The organism is Mycetocola saprophilus (assembly GCF_000718085.1).
In the GTDB taxonomy this organism is placed as follows: domain Bacteria; phylum Actinomycetota; class Actinomycetes; order Actinomycetales; family Microbacteriaceae; genus Mycetocola; species Mycetocola saprophilus.
Genome location: NZ_JOEC01000002.1, coordinates 1,333,472 through 1,354,133, shown reverse-complemented (window position 1 = coordinate 1,354,133; position 20,662 = coordinate 1,333,472). Strand labels below are relative to the sequence as shown.

Here is a 20,662-nt window from a genome sequence, read left to right as displayed (position 1 = left end):
CCTAGTGAACCGCGCTAGAGAGCGGACTAAAGATCATAAAGAGGGCAAAGGCAAGCGGGGCGGAGGGCAGCATCGAGTCGATGCGATCCAGGAATCCGCCGTGACCCGGCAGCCAGGACGACATGTCCTTGATTCCGATGTCGCGCTTGATCAGGGACTCGCCGAGATCACCGAAGGTGGCCGACACCGTGAGCAGCGCTCCCAGAATCATTCCCACCCAGAAGGGCACCTCGAGCATGAAAATCGCCAGCAGGATTCCGGCGATCTGCGCGGCAATCGCCGCACCGGCCAGACCCTCCCAGGTCTTCTTCGGGCTAATCTTCGGGGCCATGGGATGCTTACCGAAGCTCAGGCCACTCGCGTAGGCACCCACGTCCACACTCACCACCACGATGAGGAAGGCCAGGGTCCACCACTCGCCGTGTTCCTGACGGGTGAGCAGCACCGCGAAGGAGGCCATCAGCGGAACGTACACCTGCACCAGGAACACCACCAGGACATCCCGCAGGATCTCCGGGGCCGTGCGCTCATCGGCCTCGATCATCTGGGCGATCAGGCGCCACACCACCACCACGGCGATTCCGCCGAGCAGGGTGCTCCAGATCAGAACGGGGTCGGCGATATAGGAGGCCACCACCATGGCGGCACCGGCCAGGACGTTGGGGATCGGGTCGACCTTGCGCGGCGTGAGTCGCAGCGCGTTGACCAGTTCCAGCGTGGTGAAGACCACAAACGCCAGCGCCAGGATCGCAAACAGATCCTTGATCACGATCAGGCTCACCAGCAGCACGCCGCCCAGACCCAGACCGATCAGGATCGCCAACACCAGGTTACGACCGGTGCGGGCGGCGATGCGCTCGTTGACCTGGTCAACCTGCGCGCGCGTCTCCTGAACCTTGCGTTCGATATCGGCGCGGGTCGCCTTCAACTGAGCGTGCAGCACCTCACGCGAGGAGTGCGACTCCCCCGTGGTGCCGGGCTCGGGATCGCCCGGGGCGCCCGTGACCTTAGCCACGAGCGCCTCCGAACGAATCGATGATCGAGATGATGACCAAGATCAGATCTCGAGCAGCTCGGCTTCTTTACGCTTCAGGGCCTCGTCGATCGCATCGGTGTGCGACTTGGTGAGAACCTCAAGCTCCTTCTCGCCACGGGTCACGTCATCCTCGCCGACCTCGCTCTTGAGGGCGTCGAGCTCTTCCTTGGCCTTGCGACGGATGTTGCGCACGGCAACCTTGGCGTCCTCGCCCTTGGTGCGAACCAGCTTGACGAACTCCTTGCGACGCTCCTCGGTGAGCTCGGGCAGGGTCACGCGGATGACGGATCCGTCGTTCGAGGGGTTGGCACCCAGGTTCGGGATGTCGCGGATCGCGTTCTCGATGTCGCGCAGTGCACCCTTGTCATACGGGCTCACCAGGATGGTGCGAGCCTCGATGTTCTGCAGTCCGGCCAGCTGCGAGAGCGGGGTCGGGGTGCCGTAGTAGCTCACGATTACCTTCTGGAACATCTGAGGGTTGGCGCGACCGGTACGCACACCGGCAAAATCTTCCTTGGCAACCTCGACGGCCTTGGCCATACGCGCGCCGGTGTCGGTCAGTACTTCCGCAATCACGGGGACTCCTTCAACTTTCTTAGGGGCTCGGTTCATTCTACCGGGAACGGCGTGATACCCGAGCAGGTTGGGGTGGAACTAGTTGCGAACGAGGGTTCCGATTTCCTCACCCAGAATGGCCTTGGTGACGTTTCCTGCGGGTTCCATCCCAAACACGCGCATCGGCATGCCGTTGTCCATGCACAGGCTGAACGAGGTCGAGTCCACAACCTTGAGGCCGCGCTGCAGCGCCTCCTGATAGGTGATCTCCTCGATCCGGGTCGCGGTGGAGTCGATGCGCGGGTCGGCGGTGTAGACACCGTCCACGCCGTTCTTGGCCACCAGGACCACGTCGGCCTCGATTTCCAGGGCGCGCTGGGCGGCCACGGTGTCGGTGGAGAAGTAGGGCAGACCGGCGCCGGCACCGAAGATGACCACGCGGCCCTTTTCCATGTGACGCTCGGCGCGGCGCGGGATGTACTGCTCGGCAACCTGGGTCATCTCGATGGCGGACTGCACACGCGTGGTGGCGCCGGCCTGCTCGAGAAAGTCCTGCAGGGCGAGGGCGTTCATCACGGTGCCCAGCATGCCCATGTAGTCGGCGCGGCCGCGGTCCATGCCGCGGGTGGAGAGCTCGGCGCCACGGAAGAAGTTTCCGCCGCCGACCACGATGGCGATCTCCACGGTCTTGGCCGCTTCGGCGATCTCCTTGGCGATGGCGCTCACCACGTCGGGGTTCACACCGAGGGATCCGCCACCGAAGGCCTCACCCGAGAGTTTCAGAAGGACGCGTCGTTTTTCGCTCGAGGCCATGGTGTATTTCCCTTTCGGTGTTTCGTCTGTATTGTCCAGGCTAGTGCTTCGCCCCTGGCTGGCGACAGCGAAAAGGAGTCCGGATCGCAAATGCAATCCGGACTCCTATCGGGTGAGACTAGGCGCCGACCTTGAACCGGAGGAATCCGGTAACGGTCAGGCCTGCGTCTTCGAGAACCTTGGCAACGTTGATCTTGTTGTCCTTGGCGTAGTCCTGCTCCAGCAGGGCAACCTGCTTGAAGTAGGAGGTCAGACGACCCTCGATGATCTTCGGCAGGGCTGCCTCGGGCTTGCCCTCGCTGCGGCTGATCTCGGTCACGATCTCGCGCTCCTTCTCGACGGCGTCCGCGGGGACGTCCTCACGAGAGAGAACCGACGGGTTGGCGAAGGAGATGTGCTGCGCGATCGAGCGAGCGGTCTCGGCGTCCGAACCGGTGTAGGCCACAACCACGCCCAGCTGGGGCGGCAGGTCCTTGTTGGTGCGGTGCAGGTAAACCTCGAACGCGTCACCCTTCAGGGCGCCGACGCGACGCAGTTCAACCTTCTCGCCGATGATGGCGGCCTCATCGCTGATGAGGTCGGCAACGGTCTTGTCGCCGGCCGGAGCGGCCAGGGCGGACTCAACCGAGTCGGCACCGGCAGCGGCAACCGCGGCCAGCACGTCATCGGCGAGCTTACCGAAGCGCTCGTTCTTGGCAACGAAGTCGGTCTCGCAAGCGAGCTCGAGCAGGTAGGTGACGCCGTCCTTCTCAGTGGTGGCCACAAGGCCCTCGCTGGTGGAGCGGTCGGCACGCTTCGCGTTACCCTTTGCACCCTTCAGACGCAGGATCTCGGTGGCCTTCTCGACGTCGCCGCCGGCCTCCTCAAGCGCCTTCTTGGTGTCGACCATACCGGTGCCCAGGGCCTCGCGGAGGGCCTTCAGGTCTGCGATGCTGAAATTAGCCATGGTATTAACCCCTCGTGGTTCGGTTGTTACTTGGACTCTGCGTCGGTTGCCTCGACGGCAGCCTCGGCGACCTCGGCAGCAGCCTCGGCTACGGGAGCCTCGGCTACGGGAGCCTCGGCAGCAGCTTCGGTGGTCTCTGCACCGGCGAGGAGCTCCTGCTCCCACTCGGCCAGCGGCTCTGCAGCGGTCTCGCCCTCGGCGGGCTTCTGGTGACGCTGGATCAGACCCTCGGCAGCGGCGTCAGCGATCACGCGGGTCAGCAGGCTGACGGAGCGGATGGCGTCGTCGTTACCCGGGATCGGGTAGGAAACCTCGTCCGGGTCACAGTTGGTGTCGAGGATACCGATAACCGGGATACCCAGCTTCTTGGCCTCGTCGATTGCCAGGTGCTCCTTCTTGGTGTCAACAACCCACAGCGCAGACGGAGTCTTGGTGAGGTTGCGGATACCACCGAGCGACTTGTGGAGCTTGTCCAGCTCGCGCTTCTTGATGAGGAGTTCCTTCTTGGTGAAGCCCGACTTCGAGGTGTCCTCGAAGTCCAGCTCCTCGAGCTCCTTCATGCGAGCGAGGCGCTTCGACACGGTGTTGAAGTTGGTCAGCAGACCACCCAGCCAGCGCTGGTTCACGTAGGGCTGACCCACGCGGGTTGCCTGCTCGGCGATGGACTCCTGAGCCTGCTTCTTGGTACCCACGAAGAGGATGGTGCCACCGTGAGCGACGGTCTCCTTGACGAAGTCGTAAGCCTTGTCGATGTAACCCAGCGACTGCTGCAGGTCGATGATGTAGATACCCGAGCGCTCGGTGAAAATGAAGCGCTTCATCTTCGGGTTCCAACGGCGGGTCTGGTGCCCGAAGTGCACGCCGCTGTCGAGCAGCTGGCGGATAGTAACGACGGCCATGGTCGTACTCCTTATATAGTTTCTCGGTTGATCCGAACACCGACGGCGTTCGGCCTGGTGCCCGGCACAGCCCCGCAGACCCTTCTTTCGAAGGGTGACCGATGGGGGTTGTGCGTGATCCGAGCACGCGTAGTCGCCCTCATACGAAGGCGCTCTTGTTATCTTAGCAGGATCGCCGCCCCGGCTAAACTTCCGCGCGTCGCGTCACCTAGACCCCGGGGAATCCGGCGTCGTCGATGAAGTGCACGCCCTGGGTCTTGCCGTCGACATCGGATACCGAGACAAATTTCAGGTCCTGGGTGCCCAGGTAGTCCAGGGAGACCGCGATGATCTTGGCCATGTCCTGGAGCACCAGGACGCCGGTGCCGCCGGTCTTGTCCGCAAGCAGCTCCGCCGGGGCGGTGATCGCATATCCGCCGGCCCCCTCGGGCCGAGCGGGCGCCACACAGTCCTTATTGGCGCAGCTCGGGAGGCCGAGCGCCATCAGGTTATTGGCGGCCTTGGTGACGCGCGTCGCGGTGTCGTCGGTCTCGGAGATTCCCTCGGTGACCACCTTCACCAGCGCGAGTCCGGACGGCATGTCACCGCCGCCGTCGTCACCCAGTGCGTCGTCGTCGCCCAGCGCGTCGTCCCCGCCCAGCACATCGTCATCGCCACGGGCATCGGAGGTATCGTCATCATCGCGGCCACCTCGCGGCGACTCATCGGGCGCGACCCGGCCCGGCTTGCTGTCCATGAGCGGTTTGATCTGGTTGTGTAGCCCGGTTGTCACCGCCTGTCGATGAGCCTGGGCACCGTTACTCATTCCCAGTCCGAAGCCAATGCCTCCGCCGAGGATCACCACGAGTGCGGCGGCGAGAATCACGATGAGGTTCCGGTTTCGGGAAAACCACCCGGGACCGGACGGCGGCACGGGCGCGGACCGCCAACCCGGTTGCGGCGGCACACTGCCCGGCTGGGGCGAGTAGTACTGCGGCGTGGGCGGTGGAACGGCACCGGGGTCGAAGGACGGTTGTGAGTTGGGTGTTGTCATGATCTGCTGCTTTCGGGCCGGGGCTAGCGGGTGGAGGCCGGGTTGATCGGCGTGCGCGAGGAGCACCGGGTATCAAAGTCGCTCGATTCGAGCCGAACGATGCCCACGTTCTGATCCGCCGCATTCAGCACATAGAGGAGCGAGCCCGCCAGTGCCCGGCAGTCAGACTCGGAGAGCTGCCCAGAATCCAGGTTCAGCGAGATCGAGACGTCGGCTCCGGACTCGTAGTAATAATCGATCAGGTCTACGGAGATCCCGGCCGAGCGCAGCACGCGGCGCAGCACGCCCTCACCGTCCGAGTCATCGTCGGTTTTGACATCGTAGAGTTCGTAATCGCGCTTGCCGTCGAAGGCCGCCAGGACCTTTTCCACCCGGGTCGACTCGGCCGAACGGGCTGAATTCTCGCCCACCACTCGTCCCCCCAAAACTCCCCCGGCAATCGCCAGGACAAGCGCGACCAGCGCACCAACGAGGATCAGGATGAGCGATCTTCGCCCCCGAGAGTGAGAGCTCGGGGGCACCGCCGGTGGCGGCGCACTCACCGTCGCAACTCCCGGCGCATAACCATCGGGCTGACTGAGGAGATGGGCGGCGGGCTGCTCCGGGGGCGGCGGGGCGGGATAGCTCATGCGGTGAGTCCTAACGGTGTACGGCCACACGCCTCGGGGTGAGGCTGGGCTCACCCGTCATGCGGCTCGATGCGCGGCAACTCTAATTCCCTGCCCGCACACTCCGTACCCCGCTGGCCGCAGCCGACGCCCACCCTGTCGGGATAACGCCCGCGGAGCTTTTCAGCGCCAGCCCAGGCGCGGGGCCACCTCGCCGATCAGAAGCTCGAGGGAGCGCAGAATCAGGGGGTGCTCGGGATCCACCGAGTGCACCTGAAAGGACAGCTGGGTCGCGCGATCCAGCACGCTGTCGGCCCCGAGCGAGGCCACCACGGTGTCCACGTCCCCCACGTGGACATCGAGCTTGCGCAGCAGGTCGTCCCGTTCCAGGGTGTCCACCTGATCGCCGAGCACAAACCGGGCCAGCGGCGCCTCCCGATACCGGCGCTCGGCCAGGGCGCGTGCGGCCTCGCCGTCATCGGCCACAAACACGCTGCGCGCCACCGAGACCCGACGCCGAGCCCCGGCCGGCAGCGCGGCCTCATAGGCGTCGATGATCGGATGCTGAAGGTCGGCCAGGGTGGCCTCGGGGTTCTCCGCGGTGCGCGGCTGCGAACGCGAGAGCTGAAGACCCAGCCCCTCCCGCCCGGCGCGCTCGGCCAGGGGCGGCGTGAACGTGGCGAACCAGAGCCGCTCGGCCAGGGTGGGGGCCGCCGGATACAGAAGGTTGTCGGTCGCGCCAAACCTCTCCCCGCGCAGCGCGCTGCGCAGGGTCTGGAAGTTGTCATCGAAGGCGCGATGGCGATCCTCAAACTCCAGCCCGAATGCCGGGAACGAACCAGGGGTGCCACCCGAGCCGAAGCCCAGCTCGAGCCGTTCCCCGGAAATCGCATCGAGCACCGCCGCATCCTCGGCCGTCCGCACGGCGTTTTCCAGGCCCAGCGTGATGATGCCGGTGCCCAGCCGGATCCGGCTGGTCTGCGCGGCCGCGGCCGCCAGCAGCACGAGCGGCGAGGGCAGCCCGCCCTCGTCGCGGTGGAAGTGATGCTGGGCCACCCAGGCGCTGTCGAACCCCAGGCTCTCGGCCCACTTGATCTGCTCGATGGCCAGGCGGTAGCGTTCGGAGGCGGTGACGTCGTCGAGCACTCGGGTAAAGAAGGCGAGTTCGGGCATAACGCTGAAATCTCTTTCGTTCGGTGGAGGGGAACGGCGCCTAGGCGCTGGCCAGCGCGCCGGCCGCGGCGGCGCGACGCCCGGGAATGGCGGCGATCAGCTGGCGGGTGTACTCGTGCTCGGGATGATCAAACACGCGGGCGGTGCGTCCCTCCTCCACGAGTTCGCCGCCACGCAGGACCGAGACCGTGTGGGCGAGCTGACGCACCACCGCCAGGTCGTGCGAGATAAAGAGGTAACTGACGCCGAGATCGCGCTGGAGCTCGCCGAGGAGTTCGAGGATGCGCGCCTGGACGGTCACATCCAGGGCCGAGACCGCCTCATCGAGCACCACCACGTCGGGACCGGGGACCAGGGCGCGGGCGATCGCCACGCGCTGACGCTGTCCACCGGAGAGCTCATGCGGACGCCGGGTCAGGACCGTCGCGGGCAGGGCCACCCGATCAATGATCTGCGCCACCCGGGTCCGACGCTCGGCCGCATCCCCGATGCCAAAGTTGCGCAGCGGCTCGGTCACGATGTCGCCGATGGACTGGCGCGGGTCCAGCGAACCGAACGGGTTTTGGTACACCATCTGCACCCGGCGGCGCAGCTCACGCAGTCCCGCACCGCGCAGCCCGGTGATCTCCCGACCGTGAATGTGCACGGTGCCCGAGGTGGGTTTTTGGAATCCCAGCACGATTCTTGCGGTGGTGGTTTTGCCCGATCCGGACTCCCCCACGATCGCGTGGGTGCTGCCCGGGGCGATGCTGAAGGACACGTTGTCCACCGCACGCTGGGGTGCTCCCGCGCGGCCAAAATCCTGCACCAGATTGCGCGCCACCACAACCGGAGCGTCGGATCCATCGACGTCTTCCGAGCGATGACTCACCCCCTCGAAGACCTCGCGCTCGACCACGTGGAGGGCGCGCTCCCCCCGCGAAATCTCGGGCTTTGCCGGCGGCGTGGAATCCAAACGGAGGCTATCCCCCAGTGAGAGCGAAGCGAAGGACGGAGCGTCTTTCAGGAGCCTGCGTGTGTAGGCACTCTCGGGGTGGGCGAGCACCCGGTCGGTATCCCCGCTTTCCTGGACGGTGCCGTCGCGCAGGACCACCAGTCGATCGGATCGATCGGCGGCCACCGCAAGGTCATGGGTGACCATGAGCACCGCGGTGCCCGAGTCCCGCCGCAGCGTATCGATCAGGTCGAGGATCTTGGCCTGCACGGTCACATCCAGCGCGCTGGTCGCCTCATCGGCGATCAGCAGCGCGGGCTCCAACGCGATGGCCCCGGCGATCAGCACGCGCTGCTTCATCCCGCCGGAGAGCTCGTGCGGATACTGGGTGGCCCGCAGCTCGGGATTCGGGATCCCCACGTAGTCCAGCAGCTCGATGACCCGGGCCCGGCGGGCCGCGCGATCCTTCCAGCGGTGAATCCGCAGCACCTCGGCCACGGATTCCCCCACCTTCTTCACCGGGTTGAGCGAGTTATTGGGATCCTGGGGGATCCACCCGATCGAGCGTCCACGCAGGTCGCGGAAGCGCTTCTCGCTCCACCCGCTCACGTCGCTTTCGCCGATCAGTACCCGTCCCCCGGTGATCGATCCGTTGCCCGCCAGCAGGCCGGTCGCCGCCTGGGCGGTGGTGGTTTTACCCGAGCCAGACTCCCCCACCACCGCCAGCAGCTGGCCGGGTTCGATTTCCAGCGAGACGCCGCGCACCACGTCCAGGCGCTCGCGTCCCACCGTGTAGGAGACCTGCAGATTGTCGATGGTCAGGGTAGTCATGAGATCCGTCCCTTGGCGGCGATGGCCGCGCTCACTCGGTTGGCGGCGAGAACCACCAGAACCACCACGGCTCCGGGCAGCGTGGTGAGCCACCAGGCGGTGGCGATGTAGTTGCGTCCCTCGGCGATCATCAGACCCCACTCGGGCGTGGGCGGGGGCGCCCCGTAGCCGAGGAAGCCGAGGGTCGAGATCGAGAGCACCGCGGTGCCAAACTGCAGGGCCGCCAGCGCCAATACCGCGGTCAGCGAGTTGGGCAGCACGTGTCGCCAGAGGACCACCGGGAACCGGCCGCCGCTGGCAAACGCGGCCTCCACGTAGTCCGATCCACGCACCCGCACAACCTCCGAACGCGACAGCCTGGCAAACGCCGCGACGCTGGTGAAACCAACAGCGATGGCGGCCTGGGCGGTCCCAAATCCCAGCAGGATGATGATCGAGAGCGAGAGCAGCAGCGAGGGGATCGCCAGGAAGACGTCGACGATGCGCATCAGGATATCGTCCAGGATGCGGCGGGAGGATCCGGCGATGACGCCGATCGCGGTGCCGATCACAAAGCCCACGCTCACGGCGATCAGCGCGCCGGAGAGCGAGTTGATCGACCCGTAAACCACCCGGGTGAACATGTCGCGCCCGGTCGCATCGGTCCCAAACAGGTGCTCCAGGCTCGGCGGCTGCTGCGCCTGGGCGGCGTTTCCGGCGATCGGGTCCAGCGGGGTAAATGCCTGCGGGATGATCGCCCAGGCGATCACGATCAGCAGCCACACCACCGAGAGCACCACCGAAACCTTCGGTCGTCCGATGCGCTCGCGCAGGCTTCGGCGGATGGGCACAAAGGGATCGGGCAGGCTCGATGCCCGCGTCTCCCGCTCGTTTACGCTCATACGGCTACCACCTTTCTCTCCCGCGAAATCCGAGCAATCCCGCGCTTGCGGGCACCCAGACGCGGGTCCAGTACCGGGTAGAGCAGGTCCACCACCAGGTTGATTACCACAAAGACGGTGGCCGAGAGCAGCACCACCGCGAGCAGAATCGGCGTATCCTGCTGGCTCACCGCCTGCTCGGTCAGCCGTCCCACCCCCGCGCGTCCAAACACGGTCTCGGTGACCACGGCCCCGCCGATCAGCTCACCAAAGAGCACCCCGGCCATCGTGAACGCGGGCAGCACTGCGTTGCGGGCGACGTTTTTAGAGAGGATCCACCAGGGACCCGCGCCCCGCGCCCGCACCACCGCCACGAAGGGGTAGCCCAGCACATCGTCCACCGAGCGGATCAGGATCTGCGCGAGCGGTGCCGAAATCGGCACGGCCAGCGTGAGGACCGGCAGGATCAGCCCCTCAACCGGCCCCGGATTCACCACCGGGATGAGCCGCAGCTGGAAGGAGAATACCTGGATCAGCACGATGCCCAGCCAGAACACCGGAACCGCCACAAACAGCGAGGGGAGCGCACGAAACACGTCGGCGATCCGGCGCAGTCCGGGAAGGTTTGCCAGGATCGTGATCCCCACCGCCAGCAGCACCGCCGCCACAAATCCCAGCGAGGCGAGTAGCAGGGTGCCCGGCACCACCTCGGCCAGGAGCTGTTTGACCGGCGTCCCGCTCTGGATCGAATAGCCGAAGTCGCCCCCGAGGAACCCCAGCAGCGAGTGCACATACTGAATCGGCAGCGGCGTATCGGCACCGTAGGCGACCCGCAGCGCGGCGATCTGATCCGGGGACAGCCCCAGCTCGGGATTCTCGAACTTGATCATCAGCGCATCGCCGGGCATCGCCTGGAGCAGCACAAACGCGACCGTGAACGCGGCCAGCAGCACGGCCGCGGCCTGGCCGAGCCGGCCCAGAACGTACTTCATGGGGATCCTTTCAACGGGGGAAACCACGGACGTCCGGATCGCCTCGGGCGAGGCGATCCGGACGGTGGGGACTACTGCTTGTCTACCCAGACGGCGTCAAAGCTTGGCCGTCCCACGGATTCGGAGGAGAAGCCGTGCACGAAGTTGGCGGTGGCAAACACCTGCGGCTCCTCGAAGAACGGAATCACATAAGCCTGGTCGGCGAGGTACTTCTGCACGGTCTGGCTGGCCTCGATCCGGGCCTTGGGATCCGCGGTGGAGGCGACCGCCTGCAGCAGCTCCTCCAGCTTCGGGTCGCCGATGGACTGGTCGGCGTTGTCGCGGTTGAGTAGGGTGTTGCGGTTCTTGGAGTAGAACTGGCTCTTGATCACATCGAGGTCCGCGCGGCCGACCATCGAGTGGTAGATCTGCACCTGGTTGGCATCCTGGATCGCCTTGGCGTAGGTGCCGGCGTCGGCCTTGAGGATCTGCAGGTCCACGCCGATCTTCTTGAGCTGCTGGCTCACCAGGGTCAGGGCGTCGAAGGAGCGCGGCTGCGGGGCGGCCTCGTTGACCACCAGGGTCAGCGGCTGACCGTCCTTTTCGCGGATGCCGTTGCTGCCGAGCTTCCATCCGGCCTCATCCAGCAGCGTCGCCGCCTTCTTGGGGTCGTAGGCGAAGGCGTCCTTGGTGTCCACATAACCGAGCGCGGTCTTGCTCAGCACCGAGGTGGCCAGCGGGTAGTTCTTGGTATAGATGGTCTTGACCAGCTCCTCCCGGTCGATCCCGGCGATCAGCGCCTGGCGTACCCGAATGTCGGAGAGCTTCTCGTTGCGGAAGCGCAGGCTCAGGCCGTTGTTCACGCCGTTGGTCTGCGCGGCGTATACCTGGAACCCGGCGTCGGTGACCTGCTTTTCGTCCTGGGCCTCGACGTCGCGGATCAGCCCGGCCTGGCCCGAGAGCAGCGCGCCCACGCGGACGCTCGCCTCGGGGGTCACGGTGATCTGGATCTTGTCGAGGTACGGACGTCCCTGGTTCGACCAGGACTTCGGTGCCCACTTATAGTCCTTGCGGGCGACCAAATCGAGACCGGTACCGATCTTCTCGTTGTCCACGGTGAAGGGACCCGATCCGATGATGTTGGCCGCGTTTCCGGGGCCAAACTTTTCGAACGGAAGATCGAGGGTCTTGGAGGACAGCAGGCCCGAGTTGATGGTTGAGGTGGCCTGGAGGAACCCGGGAGACGGTGCCGAGAAGTGGAACTTCACCGTGTTCTTGTCCACCACCTCGCTGCTCTGGTAGTTGTTGATCGCCTCCGAGACCGTCAGTCCGCGGGCGGCGTCGCCGAGCCCGTACAGGTCAAAGTTCTTGGCAACCACCGCGGCATCCAGCGGGGTGCCGTCGGAGAAGGTCACGCCGTCGCGAATGGTGAAGGTGTACTCGGTTGCGTCGGCGTTGGATTCCCACTTGGTGGCGATCCACGGCTCGAACTCCAGGGTCTTGGGGTCCTGGTAGACGAGGCGATCGGCGATGTTGTTGACGATGCCACCGTTGGGATAGAACCCGGCCCCCGGCGGGTACAGCCCGGTGATGGCCTGGTGCTCGAGGTAGACGAGGGAGCCGCCGGTGACCGGTTTTCCCGTCTCGCTGCTCGACCCCGACCCCGGGGTGCTGGCGTTCGCCGAGCATCCGGCGAGCGCGAGGGCAAGCACGGTTGCGGTCGCAAGACCGGCGATAAGACGTCTCGGTGAGGGCATAGGTGGTTCTCCTGGCGCGGGGCGGAACGAGCGGGCTCGACCGCAAGACTGTGATCGGGTGGGTGAAACGTAACCCCGACAGTAGTGGCGCATCCGGCCCGGTTTGGAGGGCATGACAAAGTATGACCCCATGCGTCGGACGGCGACATCCGTGGGTGTGAGCTCGGTGTCGGATCGCTAGGGTCGGCCCTACGACCCCGCGTCTCGTGCCCGTCCTTCCCGGCTGAGGTGATTTACTCGGCTCGGGTGGCCTACCCGGGGCGAGCGGCCTTCCCGGGGCGGACGGCTTTCCTAGCTCGGGGAGCTTTCCCGGGGCGAGCGGCCTTCCGGGCTCGGGCAACCTTCCCGGGGCGAGCGGCCTTCCCGGGGCGGACGGCTTTCCTAGCTCGGGGAGCTTTCCCGGCTCGGGTGGCCTACCCGGAGCGAGCGGCCTTCCCGATTAGGGTGCCTTTTCCCGCTCCGGCCGCTTTCTTAGCTCGGCAGACTTTCTCCGTTTGGGCGAGGCGTGGCACGGTAGCGTGGAGTACAACGCTTCACTCGCAGCCCCTCGGAAGGACCCCCGATGACCACGCCCGAAACCTTCACCAGCCCGTCCCCCGAGACATCTCCCGCGAGCAGCGCCACCGAGACGGACACGATCGAGGCCGCGGTTGAGGGAGCCCTCACCGTGGTAGCGGCCTCGGCGGCCCGCCCCCGGGCCATCGTGACCGGCGCCACCGGAGGCATGGGACTCGAGATCGTCCGCGACCTCGCCCGCACGCATGACGTGATCGCACTGGGCCGCTCGGCCGCTCGCCTCGCCGAACTCGATGCCCACGCCGGGGTGACCGCCCGCGCAGTGGACCTCACCCGACCCGACCTGATCGCCTCAGAGCTGGGTGATCCCGGCCCCGTGGACGTGGTGATACATGCGGCGGCACTCGGTGACAAATTCTCCGTCGAGACGGCCACCCCCTCCGACTGGCTGACCCAGCTCACGGTGAACGTCGTGGCCGCATCCGAGCTCACCCGGATCCTGCTGCCGACCCTGCGCGAGCGCGAGGGCACGGTGATCTTCATCGGTTCCGGTGCCGGCACCAACCCGGTCCCCGGTAGTTCCGTGTATGCGGCAAGCAAGCACGCCCTGCGTGGACTCGCCGATTCCCTGCGCGTCGAGGAGGAGCAGTACCGCGTTCGGGTCGCCACGGTTGCCCCGGGCCAGACCGACACCGAAATGCTCCGCGGCCTGATCGATACCAACGACTACCGGCCGGAGCGCTACATTCGCCCCGAGTCCGTCGCCCAGGCCGTGCGTTTTGTCGTGGATGCCCCCGCGGACATTCATCTGACGGATGTGGCCGTGCGCCCCCGCCGCGAACTCAACCGGTACTAGCCACCGCCCGCCCCACAGGTCTTGATCGACCGCACAAAAACACACACCGAGGCATCCTCCACAGGATAGGTCCGCCATCCAGTTCTCCCCAGCGTGAACTTCCCACCCCCTCTATCCCCCGCCATCACGAAGGCTGGATGGCATGAACCAAACACCCACACAGCCTCAGTCGCGCGCCCATTTCCCGCGCTTTGCATTCAGAATCCTCGCCGCGCTCTTGCTCCTGCTCGCCGCCTTTGGCATCGAAGCCGCCTTTCCGGCCACGGCTACGGCCACAGCCACAGCCACAGCCACAGCCACGAATACGGCCACTGCCACTGCCACTGCCACTGCCACTGCGCTACCGGAGACCATCACAACGACCGCCGCCGCACGCCCCCGAGGCATGGTGCCGTCAAGGGCCGTCACCACGGTCACCGCCCACCCCGGAGTCTTGCCGCGTCCGCAAGCCCTCCCTCCCCTCTCGACACCTCCCGAAACAGTGGACACCGCCCCCGAAGGACGCAACCCAGTCGAACAAAACACAAACGGGTTTGTCCCATTGCAAACAATCGCTTTCTCATCCGTGAAGCCTGCAGGCCGCGTCGACGCCCAGCTACGGAACCATCCCAGTCGGTGGCCCTGGCCGATCCCCACCCCGGTGAACGTAATCGAGGAGTTTCTCGCGCCGCCAAACCCCTGGAGCCCCGGGCGGCGCGGGATCTCCCTGGCCGCAGAGACCGGCACAACGGTGCTCGCGCCAGCCGAGGGCAGGGTGTCTTTCGTGGGGGTGGTGGTCGATCGTCCCGTCATCACCATCGAACATCCGGGAGGCCTGCGGACCAGCTACGAACCCGTCGATTCGACATTCGCTATCGGAGATCTCGTGAGCGCCGGTTCCCCCATCGGCACCATCGCCTCCGGCGGCGTATGCCCACAGCTGTGCCTACACGTCGGGGTGCGATCCGGTGATGAATACGTTAATCCGCGACGTTATTTTGGCAGCCGCGCCCGGCTAGTTCTGCTGACCCCCTAGGCGACATCACGCGATCTCGACCCGACTAAGGCAGGCTCGTCAGGGCCCATACACGGCCCAGGTTTTAGACAGCATGAAAACTTACCGACAAAACAAGGAAAATTGTACATAAGGCTTGCCTAACCTAATGTTTGCCAATAGATTATCAACACGAACGGATCAGGTTCAGCTATCGCCCGATAGTGATCCGGTCGCCGTTTTCGCAAACGGACGTAACGCATCCTGGCAAGACCGCAACAGGCTGCCCGCCACTACCTCGGCGGGCAGCTGCGGTTGCCACGATCTCACCGCCTCCAGTTCTCGCAGTCTCGCAGTCTCGCAGTCTCGCAGTCTCGCAGTCTCGCAGTCTCGCAGTCTCGCAGTCTCGCAGTCTCGCAGTCTCGCAGTCTCGCAGTCTCGCGACGGAGGATACTCGGTTTCCATGCATGTGAGCGCCGGATGGCGGAGGTTCTATGCGCGCGGATGAGCGATTCGATAGGCGTCGCGCAACCGTTCGGTCGAGACATGCGTGTAAATCTGGGTGGTTCCCAAGGAGGAATGGCCCAACATTTCCTGCACGGTTCGCAGGTCGGCACCGCCATCGAGTAGGTGCGTGGCTGCACTGTGCCGCAGGGCGTGTGGTCCCGATGCCGTCGCGCCGGGGAGCGCTCCCAGGTTCTTGGCCACCAGTGCGTACGCGGCCCGGGTGCCCAAAGCCCCGCCGCGAGCACCCAGGAAGACGCGATCCACCTCGACGCGCAGGAGCATCGGACGGGCACGCACGAGGTAGGCTTCGAGCGCCGATCTGGCGGGCGCTCCAAACGGCACAACCCGTTCCTTGCCACCCTTTCCCCACACTCGAATGGTGAGACGTTGGAAATCAATGTCGTGCTGCGTCAGGGCGCATAATTCGGCCACGCGAATGCCGGTTGCATAGAGGAGTTCAAGGACGGCGCTGTCGCGAAGTTCGAGCGGGTCGCCTTCGGCGGCTCGGCTGCGGAGATCATCAAGCAGTTCCCGCAGCGGCTCCTGGGCAACCACCTTGGGTAGGCTTCGCCCGGCACGCGGCGCGCGTAATCGAGCAGCAGGGTCATTCGAAATCCGATTGTTGTGAGCAAGCCAACTCGTCCACCCACGAACCGCCGCGGCATGCCGGGCAAGGCTGCTGGGGGCAAGCCCGCGCTGGCTCAGATCCCACAGCCAGTCCCGCAACAGCTCCAGGTCAATATCCGCGACCTCAAAGACGTTCCGAGGTTTCGCAAACTCGGCGAGCGACTGCAGGTCGGCACCATACGCGCGCACGGTCGCCGGCGAATACTGGCGTTCGGAGTGCAGCACGTCGAGATACTCCTCGATGGCCAAACGAATCTGCATGTCCCCATGGTGTCACATGGAACCGATTTGCGGATCTCGCCGGAGCCCGGCTGGTCGTCACTCTTCAGGACGACTCGGCACGTCTGGCCAGGACCTATCGCTTTGACTCAAACAACCCCAAACTTTTCCTGTTCAAACCTCCTCCGTTCAAACCCTCCCCAAACAGGCCTCCCCCAAACGAACTTCCCCCAAACAGGCTTCCGCAACCAAGCCTCCCCCGAACGAACCTTCTCCATTCAGGCTTTCCCCATTCGGACGTTCCGCATTCGGGTTCTCTCGATGCGCGGGTTGTCCGTTCGGGCGCGGCCGGTTGATGCGTTGAGTTTCAGATCGCACCAGTCAACGATAAGCCCCTCTTCCATGTGTGGGCCTACTGTTCGGTGGTGCCTTGAGGAGCCACCCCTCACCGCTGTCAAACACCTCTTCGTGCAACGCCAGGAAACCCAGAGCCGCACGCACGGTAGCAAATGAGAGCCCCGCGTCTACGGCAATTTCTTGAGGCGACCGGGGACGGTACCGGCTCAAACAGTCTCGCACCCGTGAAATCTCCGAAGCATCCACACCCTGCGAAACCGAATACTCATTCGTCCCGCCACGTCGGCTCGATCCTGCGGCGGGTTCCCCCGCGCTGCCAACCAAGGATGAATCGGACACGTGAGGGATGAGCGCGGGTGGCACCCCCGCGCTCGGTGAGGCCACACTCGGCGTCGTTCCAGTCGGCGGCACCGCGGTGCGTGAAGTCGCGATTGGCGGTGTCACGACGGCGCGAAGTGTTGCGGGTGGCGGCGACACGACGGCTCGGGGTGTTGCAGGTGGCGGAGTCAGGACCGGAGGTGACGTCGCAGATTCTGCCAACCCGGCCGGCGGTGGCTTCGGAGTAAGAGAACCAGCTCCAGGGGTGTCAGCCGGCGGGAGGGGATCTTCCGGCCGGGAGCCGGTCGGAGCGCTTGGAGTGCCGAGGTCCCAGGTTGAGGGTCCGTCCAGCGATCTGCCCGGTGCCGAGAGTGTTCCTGGATACTGCGTCGAGGTGTCGATCACGATCGGGACCTCGGGGTATTCGGGTACGAGGGTGTCGCTCTCGAGAAGTCTCAGAGGCGCAGTATTGCGACTCGAGGGCCGCGGAGCCTCGCCCGGATCGGGTTCCAAGTAGCCGGCGTCGTCCGCGTAGAACTTAGACGAAGCAGGAGATGGAGTTGAGGCCACGGCGGCGCCGGATTGTGAATCCCGGGACTCTTCGGCCGCCGAAGTTGCAACGGTAGCGGAGTCCGCTCCCTCTTCATGATCCGCCTCCGCCGTATTGGCAGAGGACGAGTCAGCGGAGGGCGTATCGGTGCGTGCGCTCTTGATGGGGGTATTTGTGAGCGCGCTGGCGGAGTGGCTGTCGCCCGGCGAGTCGGGGGTCGTCAGGTCCGTGGGCGATGCAAGCGTCGCGGTCAGTGGCTCGATCAGCTCTACCACCGTCTCCGCATCGATAATGAGCTGAGCACCGTATTCACGCAGGAGCCGGTGGCATCCCGCCGAGGACGCATTGGTGACCGGGCCCGGTACCGCGCCCAGTGGACGGCCGAGCGTGGCCGCATGCCCCGCCGTGTTCAACGAACCGGATCGCCACCCGGCCTCCATGACCACGGTGCCGCGCGAGAGGGCCGCGATCAGCCGATTACGCTGCAGGAAACGCCACCGCGTGGGCGAGGTGCCGTTGGGAACCTCGGAGATGACCACCCCATCGCGGACGATCCGGGAGAGCAGGGCTTCATGCCCGGCCGGATACGGGCGATCGGCACCCCCGGCAAGCACCGCCACCGTCTGGCCGTGGCTGGCAAGCGCGGCTCGATGCGCGACCGCGTCGATTCCATATGCCGCCCCGGAAACGATCGTGTATCCACGCTCAACGAGTCCGGTCGCGATCTCCACGGTGACTGACTCTCCGTACCGGGAAGAGGCACGCGCTCCCACCAGTGAGACCGAATTCGCGCTGGCTTCGAGGGTGTCCAAATTGCCCCGCACCCAGAGGCACAGCGGGGCATGCGAGCCCAGGTCGTTGAGGGCAAGCGGCCACTCGTGGTCGTGAGGGCCGACGATGACCGTGTCGGTGCGTCCGGCACGATCCAGCACGTCTAAGACCCGACCGGCGGCAAGGCGCGGCCGCCAGCGCGCCAGCGCGCGCTCGGCCCGCTCCAGGGTGACCTCGGGGTCCAGGTCGCCGGCATGATGCTCAAGCATCACCGCGGACCAGTACCGCGCGGGTTCATCGCGCACCAGTGCGTTGAGCGCCGCGGGGGCGCCGAGAACGTCGAGGAGCTCATGGGCCGCCGAGTCGCCCGGTTCCACGATGGATGACCATGCCGCGCGGGCAAAGGTATCTAGCAGGGCGGCTTCATCTTCACGGCCCAGCGTGTCGTGTCCAGACGTATCGCGCACAGAAGAATCGTGATGAACGCCCTCGGGGCTAGCGAGACGTCGGGCGGCCGCCTCACGAGCGGTGGTCTCGCGACCGCGGTCGGAGACGGGATCCGTGGGGTCACGCCTGACCGCGGCGGCGGCATCGAGGACGCGTGATCGGGGCAGACCAAACAGGGTGGCTCTGGGCATGTCTATTCCTTGGTTGTGAATCGGATAATGGTCGCGGCAAGCGGGAGGGCTCACCGTCATTCCGGCTGGGTGGGAAATCCTTCCCGCGGTGATGCGGATTAGGTGGGAAACCCCTCACGCAAATCGAGCGCGTGAGATACATCGTCAGCAGTCGGCACGCCGTGTTCGGCCAGGTCGGCGACCGTCCATGCAACTCGCAGGACCCGGTCATAGCCGCGCATGCTGAGACGCTCGCGAGCAAGACTGTGATCGAGCGCACTGAGCGCTTCCGGCGTTATCTGGCGTGGACCCTCCCGTAACCAACTACCGGGCACCTCGGACGCCTGAGTCCACGGGGTATCACGCAGCCGGTGCCGCGCGCGATCACGAGCCTGATGGATCCTGGTGCGGATGGCCGCATGATCGTGATGGGGACTATCCCGAGCGAGTCTGAGTTCGGGCAAGGTCAGCGGGTTCACGCGGATTCGGATGTCGATCCGATCCAGCAGCGGGCCCGAAAGCCGTGCCTGGTAACGACGAATATTTTGTGCCGGGCACCGACACCGCATGTTTTTGTCGTCGTAGTAGCCACAGGGGCAGGGATTGGCCGCAAGAATCAGCTGAAAACGACCGGGAAAGGAGGCGGCCCCGATGGCCCGGTGGATCACGATTTCGCCGGTTTCCAGGGGTTGGCGCAGCGTATCAAGCACGTGACTGGGAAACTCGGCGGCCTCATCCAGGAACAACACCCCGTGGGCCGCACGGGCCGCGGCACCGGGACGAATGAGCCCACTTCCGCCACCGATGATCGAGATCACCGATGCGCTGTGGTGCGGAGCCTCCCAGGGCGGCCGGGTCGGGATACCCGCGTCCAGGGAGTCTCCGTTCACCGATCGAACCGCGGCGACCTCGAGTGCCTCCTCGAGGGAGAGATCGGGCAGCAGCGAGGGAAGCCTCGCGGCCAGCATGGACTTTCCCGCCCCCGGAGGCCCGATCATGCCGAGGTGGTGGCCACCGGCGGCGGCCGTGGTGAGCGCGTCCACGGCGACATCCTGGCCGATGACATCCGCCAGCGAAGGCTCGGCACCCGGCAGCGAATCCCGGAGTCTCCGGGGCGCGGTGCCGAGCGTGGCAACCGCCCCGTCCGCCACCACGTCTCCACCGAGGCGGCCGTCCGACGCGATCGTTGACTCCGCGAGCTCGGACCGCCCGGGTTCACCAGGTGATGCAGGTGCAGCGGAAGCGACGGGTGCACCGGCCGGCTCCCCTACCTCTGCCGAAACGGAATCGCCCGGGTGTGTGACGGTTCCGGCGTGGGCCAACACCCGGGGGTCATCGATGGGTTCGAGGTCGGCCCCATGCCAGATCGCGGCGGCGCGCAACGATTCGATCGGGATGATCTCGACCCCGGGTACCAGCTGAGCCTCGGGGCCGTTGGCGGCCGGGACCATGATGCGCAAAAACCCCGCATCCCGGGCGGCGAGAACCGCCGGCAGGATTCCCCGGGTGGCACGCAGCCGCCCGTCCAGGCCCAGCTCCCCCAGGTGGACCACCCGGGCCACCGATTCCAGCGGCAGTCTTGCGTCGGCCGCGAGACAGGCGAGCGCGATGGCCAGGTCGAACCCGGCTCCGGCCTTGGGGAGGCCGGCGGGTGAGAGGTTGACGGTGATGCGCCCGGTGGGCAACCGACATCCCGAGTTTGTCGCGGCCAGCCGCACCCGACCCTCGGCCTCCCCCAGGGAGCGGTCGGCCAGACCGATGATGACCAACCGCGGCAGACTCTGCGAGATATCGGCCTCCACCTCGACCATTGCGCCGTGGATCCCCAGCAGCGAGACCGCCCACGTGCGCCCCACACTCATGAGACACCGCACAGGTATTCAATGCGTCCCACACTCATGAGACACCGCACAGGCATTCGATCCGCCCCACACT

Annotated in this window: 18 protein-coding genes; 2 read left to right on the top strand and 16 right to left on the bottom strand. The window is 65.8% G+C overall.

The genetic code is table 11. From position 1 onward, the window contains the following. Position 1: 1 nt before the first annotated feature. From IE92_RS0112045 to IE92_RS0111990, 12 genes are all read right to left on the bottom strand, one after another. Positions 2–1,015, bottom strand: a complete 1,014-nt coding sequence (locus tag IE92_RS0112045) for a phosphatidate cytidylyltransferase (RefSeq protein ID WP_245601270.1) — start codon at positions 1,013–1,015, stop codon at positions 2–4. Between the two features lie 42 nt (positions 1,016–1,057). After that, positions 1,058–1,612 (bottom strand): ribosome recycling factor, encoded by a 555-nt coding sequence (gene frr, locus IE92_RS0112040; RefSeq protein WP_030148744.1) that lies wholly within the window; start codon positions 1,610–1,612, stop codon positions 1,058–1,060. Positions 1,613–1,690: 78 nt separating this feature from the next. Next, positions 1,691–2,404 carry a UMP kinase gene (gene pyrH, locus IE92_RS0112035; protein ID WP_030148743.1) on the bottom strand — a complete coding sequence of 238 codons (714 nt, stop codon included), beginning with the start codon at positions 2,402–2,404 and terminating at the stop codon, positions 1,691–1,693. A 118-nt stretch (positions 2,405–2,522) separates the two neighbouring features. Continuing rightward, a complete protein-coding gene (tsf, locus tag IE92_RS0112030; protein ID WP_030148742.1) occupies positions 2,523–3,350 on the bottom strand; it encodes a translation elongation factor Ts in 828 nt (275 codons plus the stop codon). A gap of 26 nt (positions 3,351–3,376) precedes the next feature. Next, on the bottom strand, positions 3,377–4,249 hold the full coding sequence (gene rpsB / locus IE92_RS0112025) for a 30S ribosomal protein S2 (protein ID WP_030148741.1): 873 nt from the start codon (positions 4,247–4,249) through the stop codon (positions 3,377–3,379). Between the two features lie 208 nt (positions 4,250–4,457). Continuing rightward, complete coding sequence (locus tag IE92_RS0112020) at positions 4,458–5,114, bottom strand: hypothetical protein (protein WP_030148740.1); 657 nt, start codon at positions 5,112–5,114, stop codon at positions 4,458–4,460. 191 nt (positions 5,115–5,305) lie between these two features. Continuing rightward, a complete protein-coding gene (locus IE92_RS18395; protein WP_156027523.1) occupies positions 5,306–5,911 on the bottom strand; it encodes a hypothetical protein in 606 nt (201 codons plus the stop codon). A gap of 162 nt (positions 5,912–6,073) precedes the next feature. Then, positions 6,074–7,063 (bottom strand): putative FMN-dependent luciferase-like monooxygenase, encoded by a 990-nt coding sequence (locus IE92_RS0112010; protein ID WP_030148738.1) that lies wholly within the window; start codon positions 7,061–7,063, stop codon positions 6,074–6,076. 40 nt (positions 7,064–7,103) lie between these two features. Next, positions 7,104–8,828 (bottom strand): dipeptide ABC transporter ATP-binding protein, encoded by a 1,725-nt coding sequence (locus IE92_RS0112005; RefSeq protein WP_030149571.1) that lies wholly within the window; start codon positions 8,826–8,828, stop codon positions 7,104–7,106. After that, complete coding sequence (locus IE92_RS0112000) at positions 8,825–9,709, bottom strand: ABC transporter permease (RefSeq protein WP_051701558.1); 885 nt, start codon at positions 9,707–9,709, stop codon at positions 8,825–8,827. The genes IE92_RS0112005 and IE92_RS0112000 overlap by 4 nt, the downstream gene beginning before the upstream one ends. After that, the gene (locus IE92_RS0111995) at positions 9,706–10,680 is read right to left on the bottom strand and encodes an ABC transporter permease (RefSeq protein ID WP_030149572.1); all 975 of its coding nucleotides are present in this window, start codon (positions 10,678–10,680) and stop codon (positions 9,706–9,708) included. The genes IE92_RS0112000 and IE92_RS0111995 overlap by 4 nt, the downstream gene beginning before the upstream one ends. Positions 10,681–10,751: 71 nt before the next feature. After that, complete coding sequence (locus IE92_RS0111990; RefSeq protein WP_030148734.1) at positions 10,752–12,416, bottom strand: TIGR04028 family ABC transporter substrate-binding protein; 1,665 nt, start codon at positions 12,414–12,416, stop codon at positions 10,752–10,754. 562 nt (positions 12,417–12,978) lie between these two features. Here IE92_RS0111990 and IE92_RS0111985 point away from each other — a divergent pair. Then, a complete protein-coding gene (locus IE92_RS0111985) occupies positions 12,979–13,788 on the top strand; it encodes an SDR family oxidoreductase (protein WP_081863864.1) in 810 nt (269 codons plus the stop codon). Positions 13,789–13,953: 165 nt separating this feature from the next. Here IE92_RS0111985 and IE92_RS18775 read toward each other — a convergent pair whose 3' ends face one another. Next, positions 13,954–14,205, bottom strand: coding sequence for a hypothetical protein (locus tag IE92_RS18775; protein ID WP_211250792.1), 252 nt, complete (start codon positions 14,203–14,205; stop codon positions 13,954–13,956). Here IE92_RS18775 and IE92_RS17890 point away from each other — a divergent pair. Continuing rightward, on the top strand, positions 14,174–14,803 hold the full coding sequence (locus IE92_RS17890) for a murein hydrolase activator EnvC family protein (RefSeq protein ID WP_156027522.1): 630 nt from the start codon (positions 14,174–14,176) through the stop codon (positions 14,801–14,803). The two genes, IE92_RS18775 and IE92_RS17890, sit on opposite strands and share 32 nt — an antisense overlap. Before the next feature lie 450 nt (positions 14,804–15,253). Here IE92_RS17890 and IE92_RS0111975 read toward each other — a convergent pair whose 3' ends face one another. The 3 genes from IE92_RS0111975 to IE92_RS0111960 all read right to left on the bottom strand — a co-directional run bounded on the left by IE92_RS0111975 (position 15,254) and on the right by IE92_RS0111960 (position 20,589). Next, positions 15,254–16,156, bottom strand: coding sequence for a tyrosine recombinase XerC (locus IE92_RS0111975; protein WP_030148731.1), 903 nt, complete (start codon positions 16,154–16,156; stop codon positions 15,254–15,256). 339 nt (positions 16,157–16,495) lie between these two features. Beyond that, the gene (dprA, locus tag IE92_RS17885) at positions 16,496–18,748 is read right to left on the bottom strand and encodes a DNA-processing protein DprA (protein ID WP_156027521.1); all 2,253 of its coding nucleotides are present in this window, start codon (positions 18,746–18,748) and stop codon (positions 16,496–16,498) included. A gap of 98 nt (positions 18,749–18,846) precedes the next feature. Continuing rightward, complete coding sequence (locus IE92_RS0111960) at positions 18,847–20,589, bottom strand: YifB family Mg chelatase-like AAA ATPase (protein WP_030148729.1); 1,743 nt, start codon at positions 20,587–20,589, stop codon at positions 18,847–18,849. Between the last annotated feature and the right edge of the window lie 73 nt (positions 20,590–20,662).

What these genes read in the sequence shown, in the direction of transcription:
- pyrH (WP_030148743.1), bottom strand. Translation starts at nt 2,404, where the DNA reads ATGGCCTCGAGCGAAAAACGACGCGTCCTTCTGAAACTCTCGGGTGAG.
- tsf (WP_030148742.1), bottom strand. Translation starts at nt 3,350, where the DNA reads ATGGCTAATTTCAGCATCGCAGACCTGAAGGCCCTCCGCGAGGCCCTG.
- rpsB (WP_030148741.1), bottom strand. Translation starts at nt 4,249, where the DNA reads ATGGCCGTCGTTACTATCCGCCAGCTGCTCGACAGCGGCGTGCACTTC.
- IE92_RS18395 (WP_156027523.1), bottom strand. Translation starts at nt 5,911, where the DNA reads ATGAGCTATCCCGCCCCGCCGCCCCCGGAGCAGCCCGCCGCCCATCTC.
- IE92_RS0112010 (WP_030148738.1), bottom strand. Translation starts at nt 7,063, where the DNA reads ATGCCCGAACTCGCCTTCTTTACCCGAGTGCTCGACGACGTCACCGCC.
- IE92_RS0112005 (WP_030149571.1), bottom strand. Translation starts at nt 8,828, where the DNA reads ATGACTACCCTGACCATCGACAATCTGCAGGTCTCCTACACGGTGGGA.
- IE92_RS0112000 (WP_051701558.1), bottom strand. Translation starts at nt 9,709, where the DNA reads ATGAGCGTAAACGAGCGGGAGACGCGGGCATCGAGCCTGCCCGATCCC.
- IE92_RS0111995 (WP_030149572.1), bottom strand. Translation starts at nt 10,680, where the DNA reads ATGAAGTACGTTCTGGGCCGGCTCGGCCAGGCCGCGGCCGTGCTGCTG.
- IE92_RS0111990 (WP_030148734.1), bottom strand. Translation starts at nt 12,416, where the DNA reads ATGCCCTCACCGAGACGTCTTATCGCCGGTCTTGCGACCGCAACCGTG.
- IE92_RS0111985 (WP_081863864.1), top strand. Translation starts at nt 12,979, where the DNA reads ATGACCACGCCCGAAACCTTCACCAGCCCGTCCCCCGAGACATCTCCC.
- IE92_RS17890 (WP_156027522.1), top strand. Translation starts at nt 14,174, where the DNA reads ATGGTGCCGTCAAGGGCCGTCACCACGGTCACCGCCCACCCCGGAGTC.
- IE92_RS0111975 (WP_030148731.1), bottom strand. Translation starts at nt 16,156, where the DNA reads ATGCAGATTCGTTTGGCCATCGAGGAGTATCTCGACGTGCTGCACTCC.
- dprA (WP_156027521.1), bottom strand. Translation starts at nt 18,748, where the DNA reads ATGCCCAGAGCCACCCTGTTTGGTCTGCCCCGATCACGCGTCCTCGAT.
- IE92_RS0111960 (WP_030148729.1), bottom strand. Translation starts at nt 20,589, where the DNA reads ATGAGTGTGGGGCGCACGTGGGCGGTCTCGCTGCTGGGGATCCACGGC.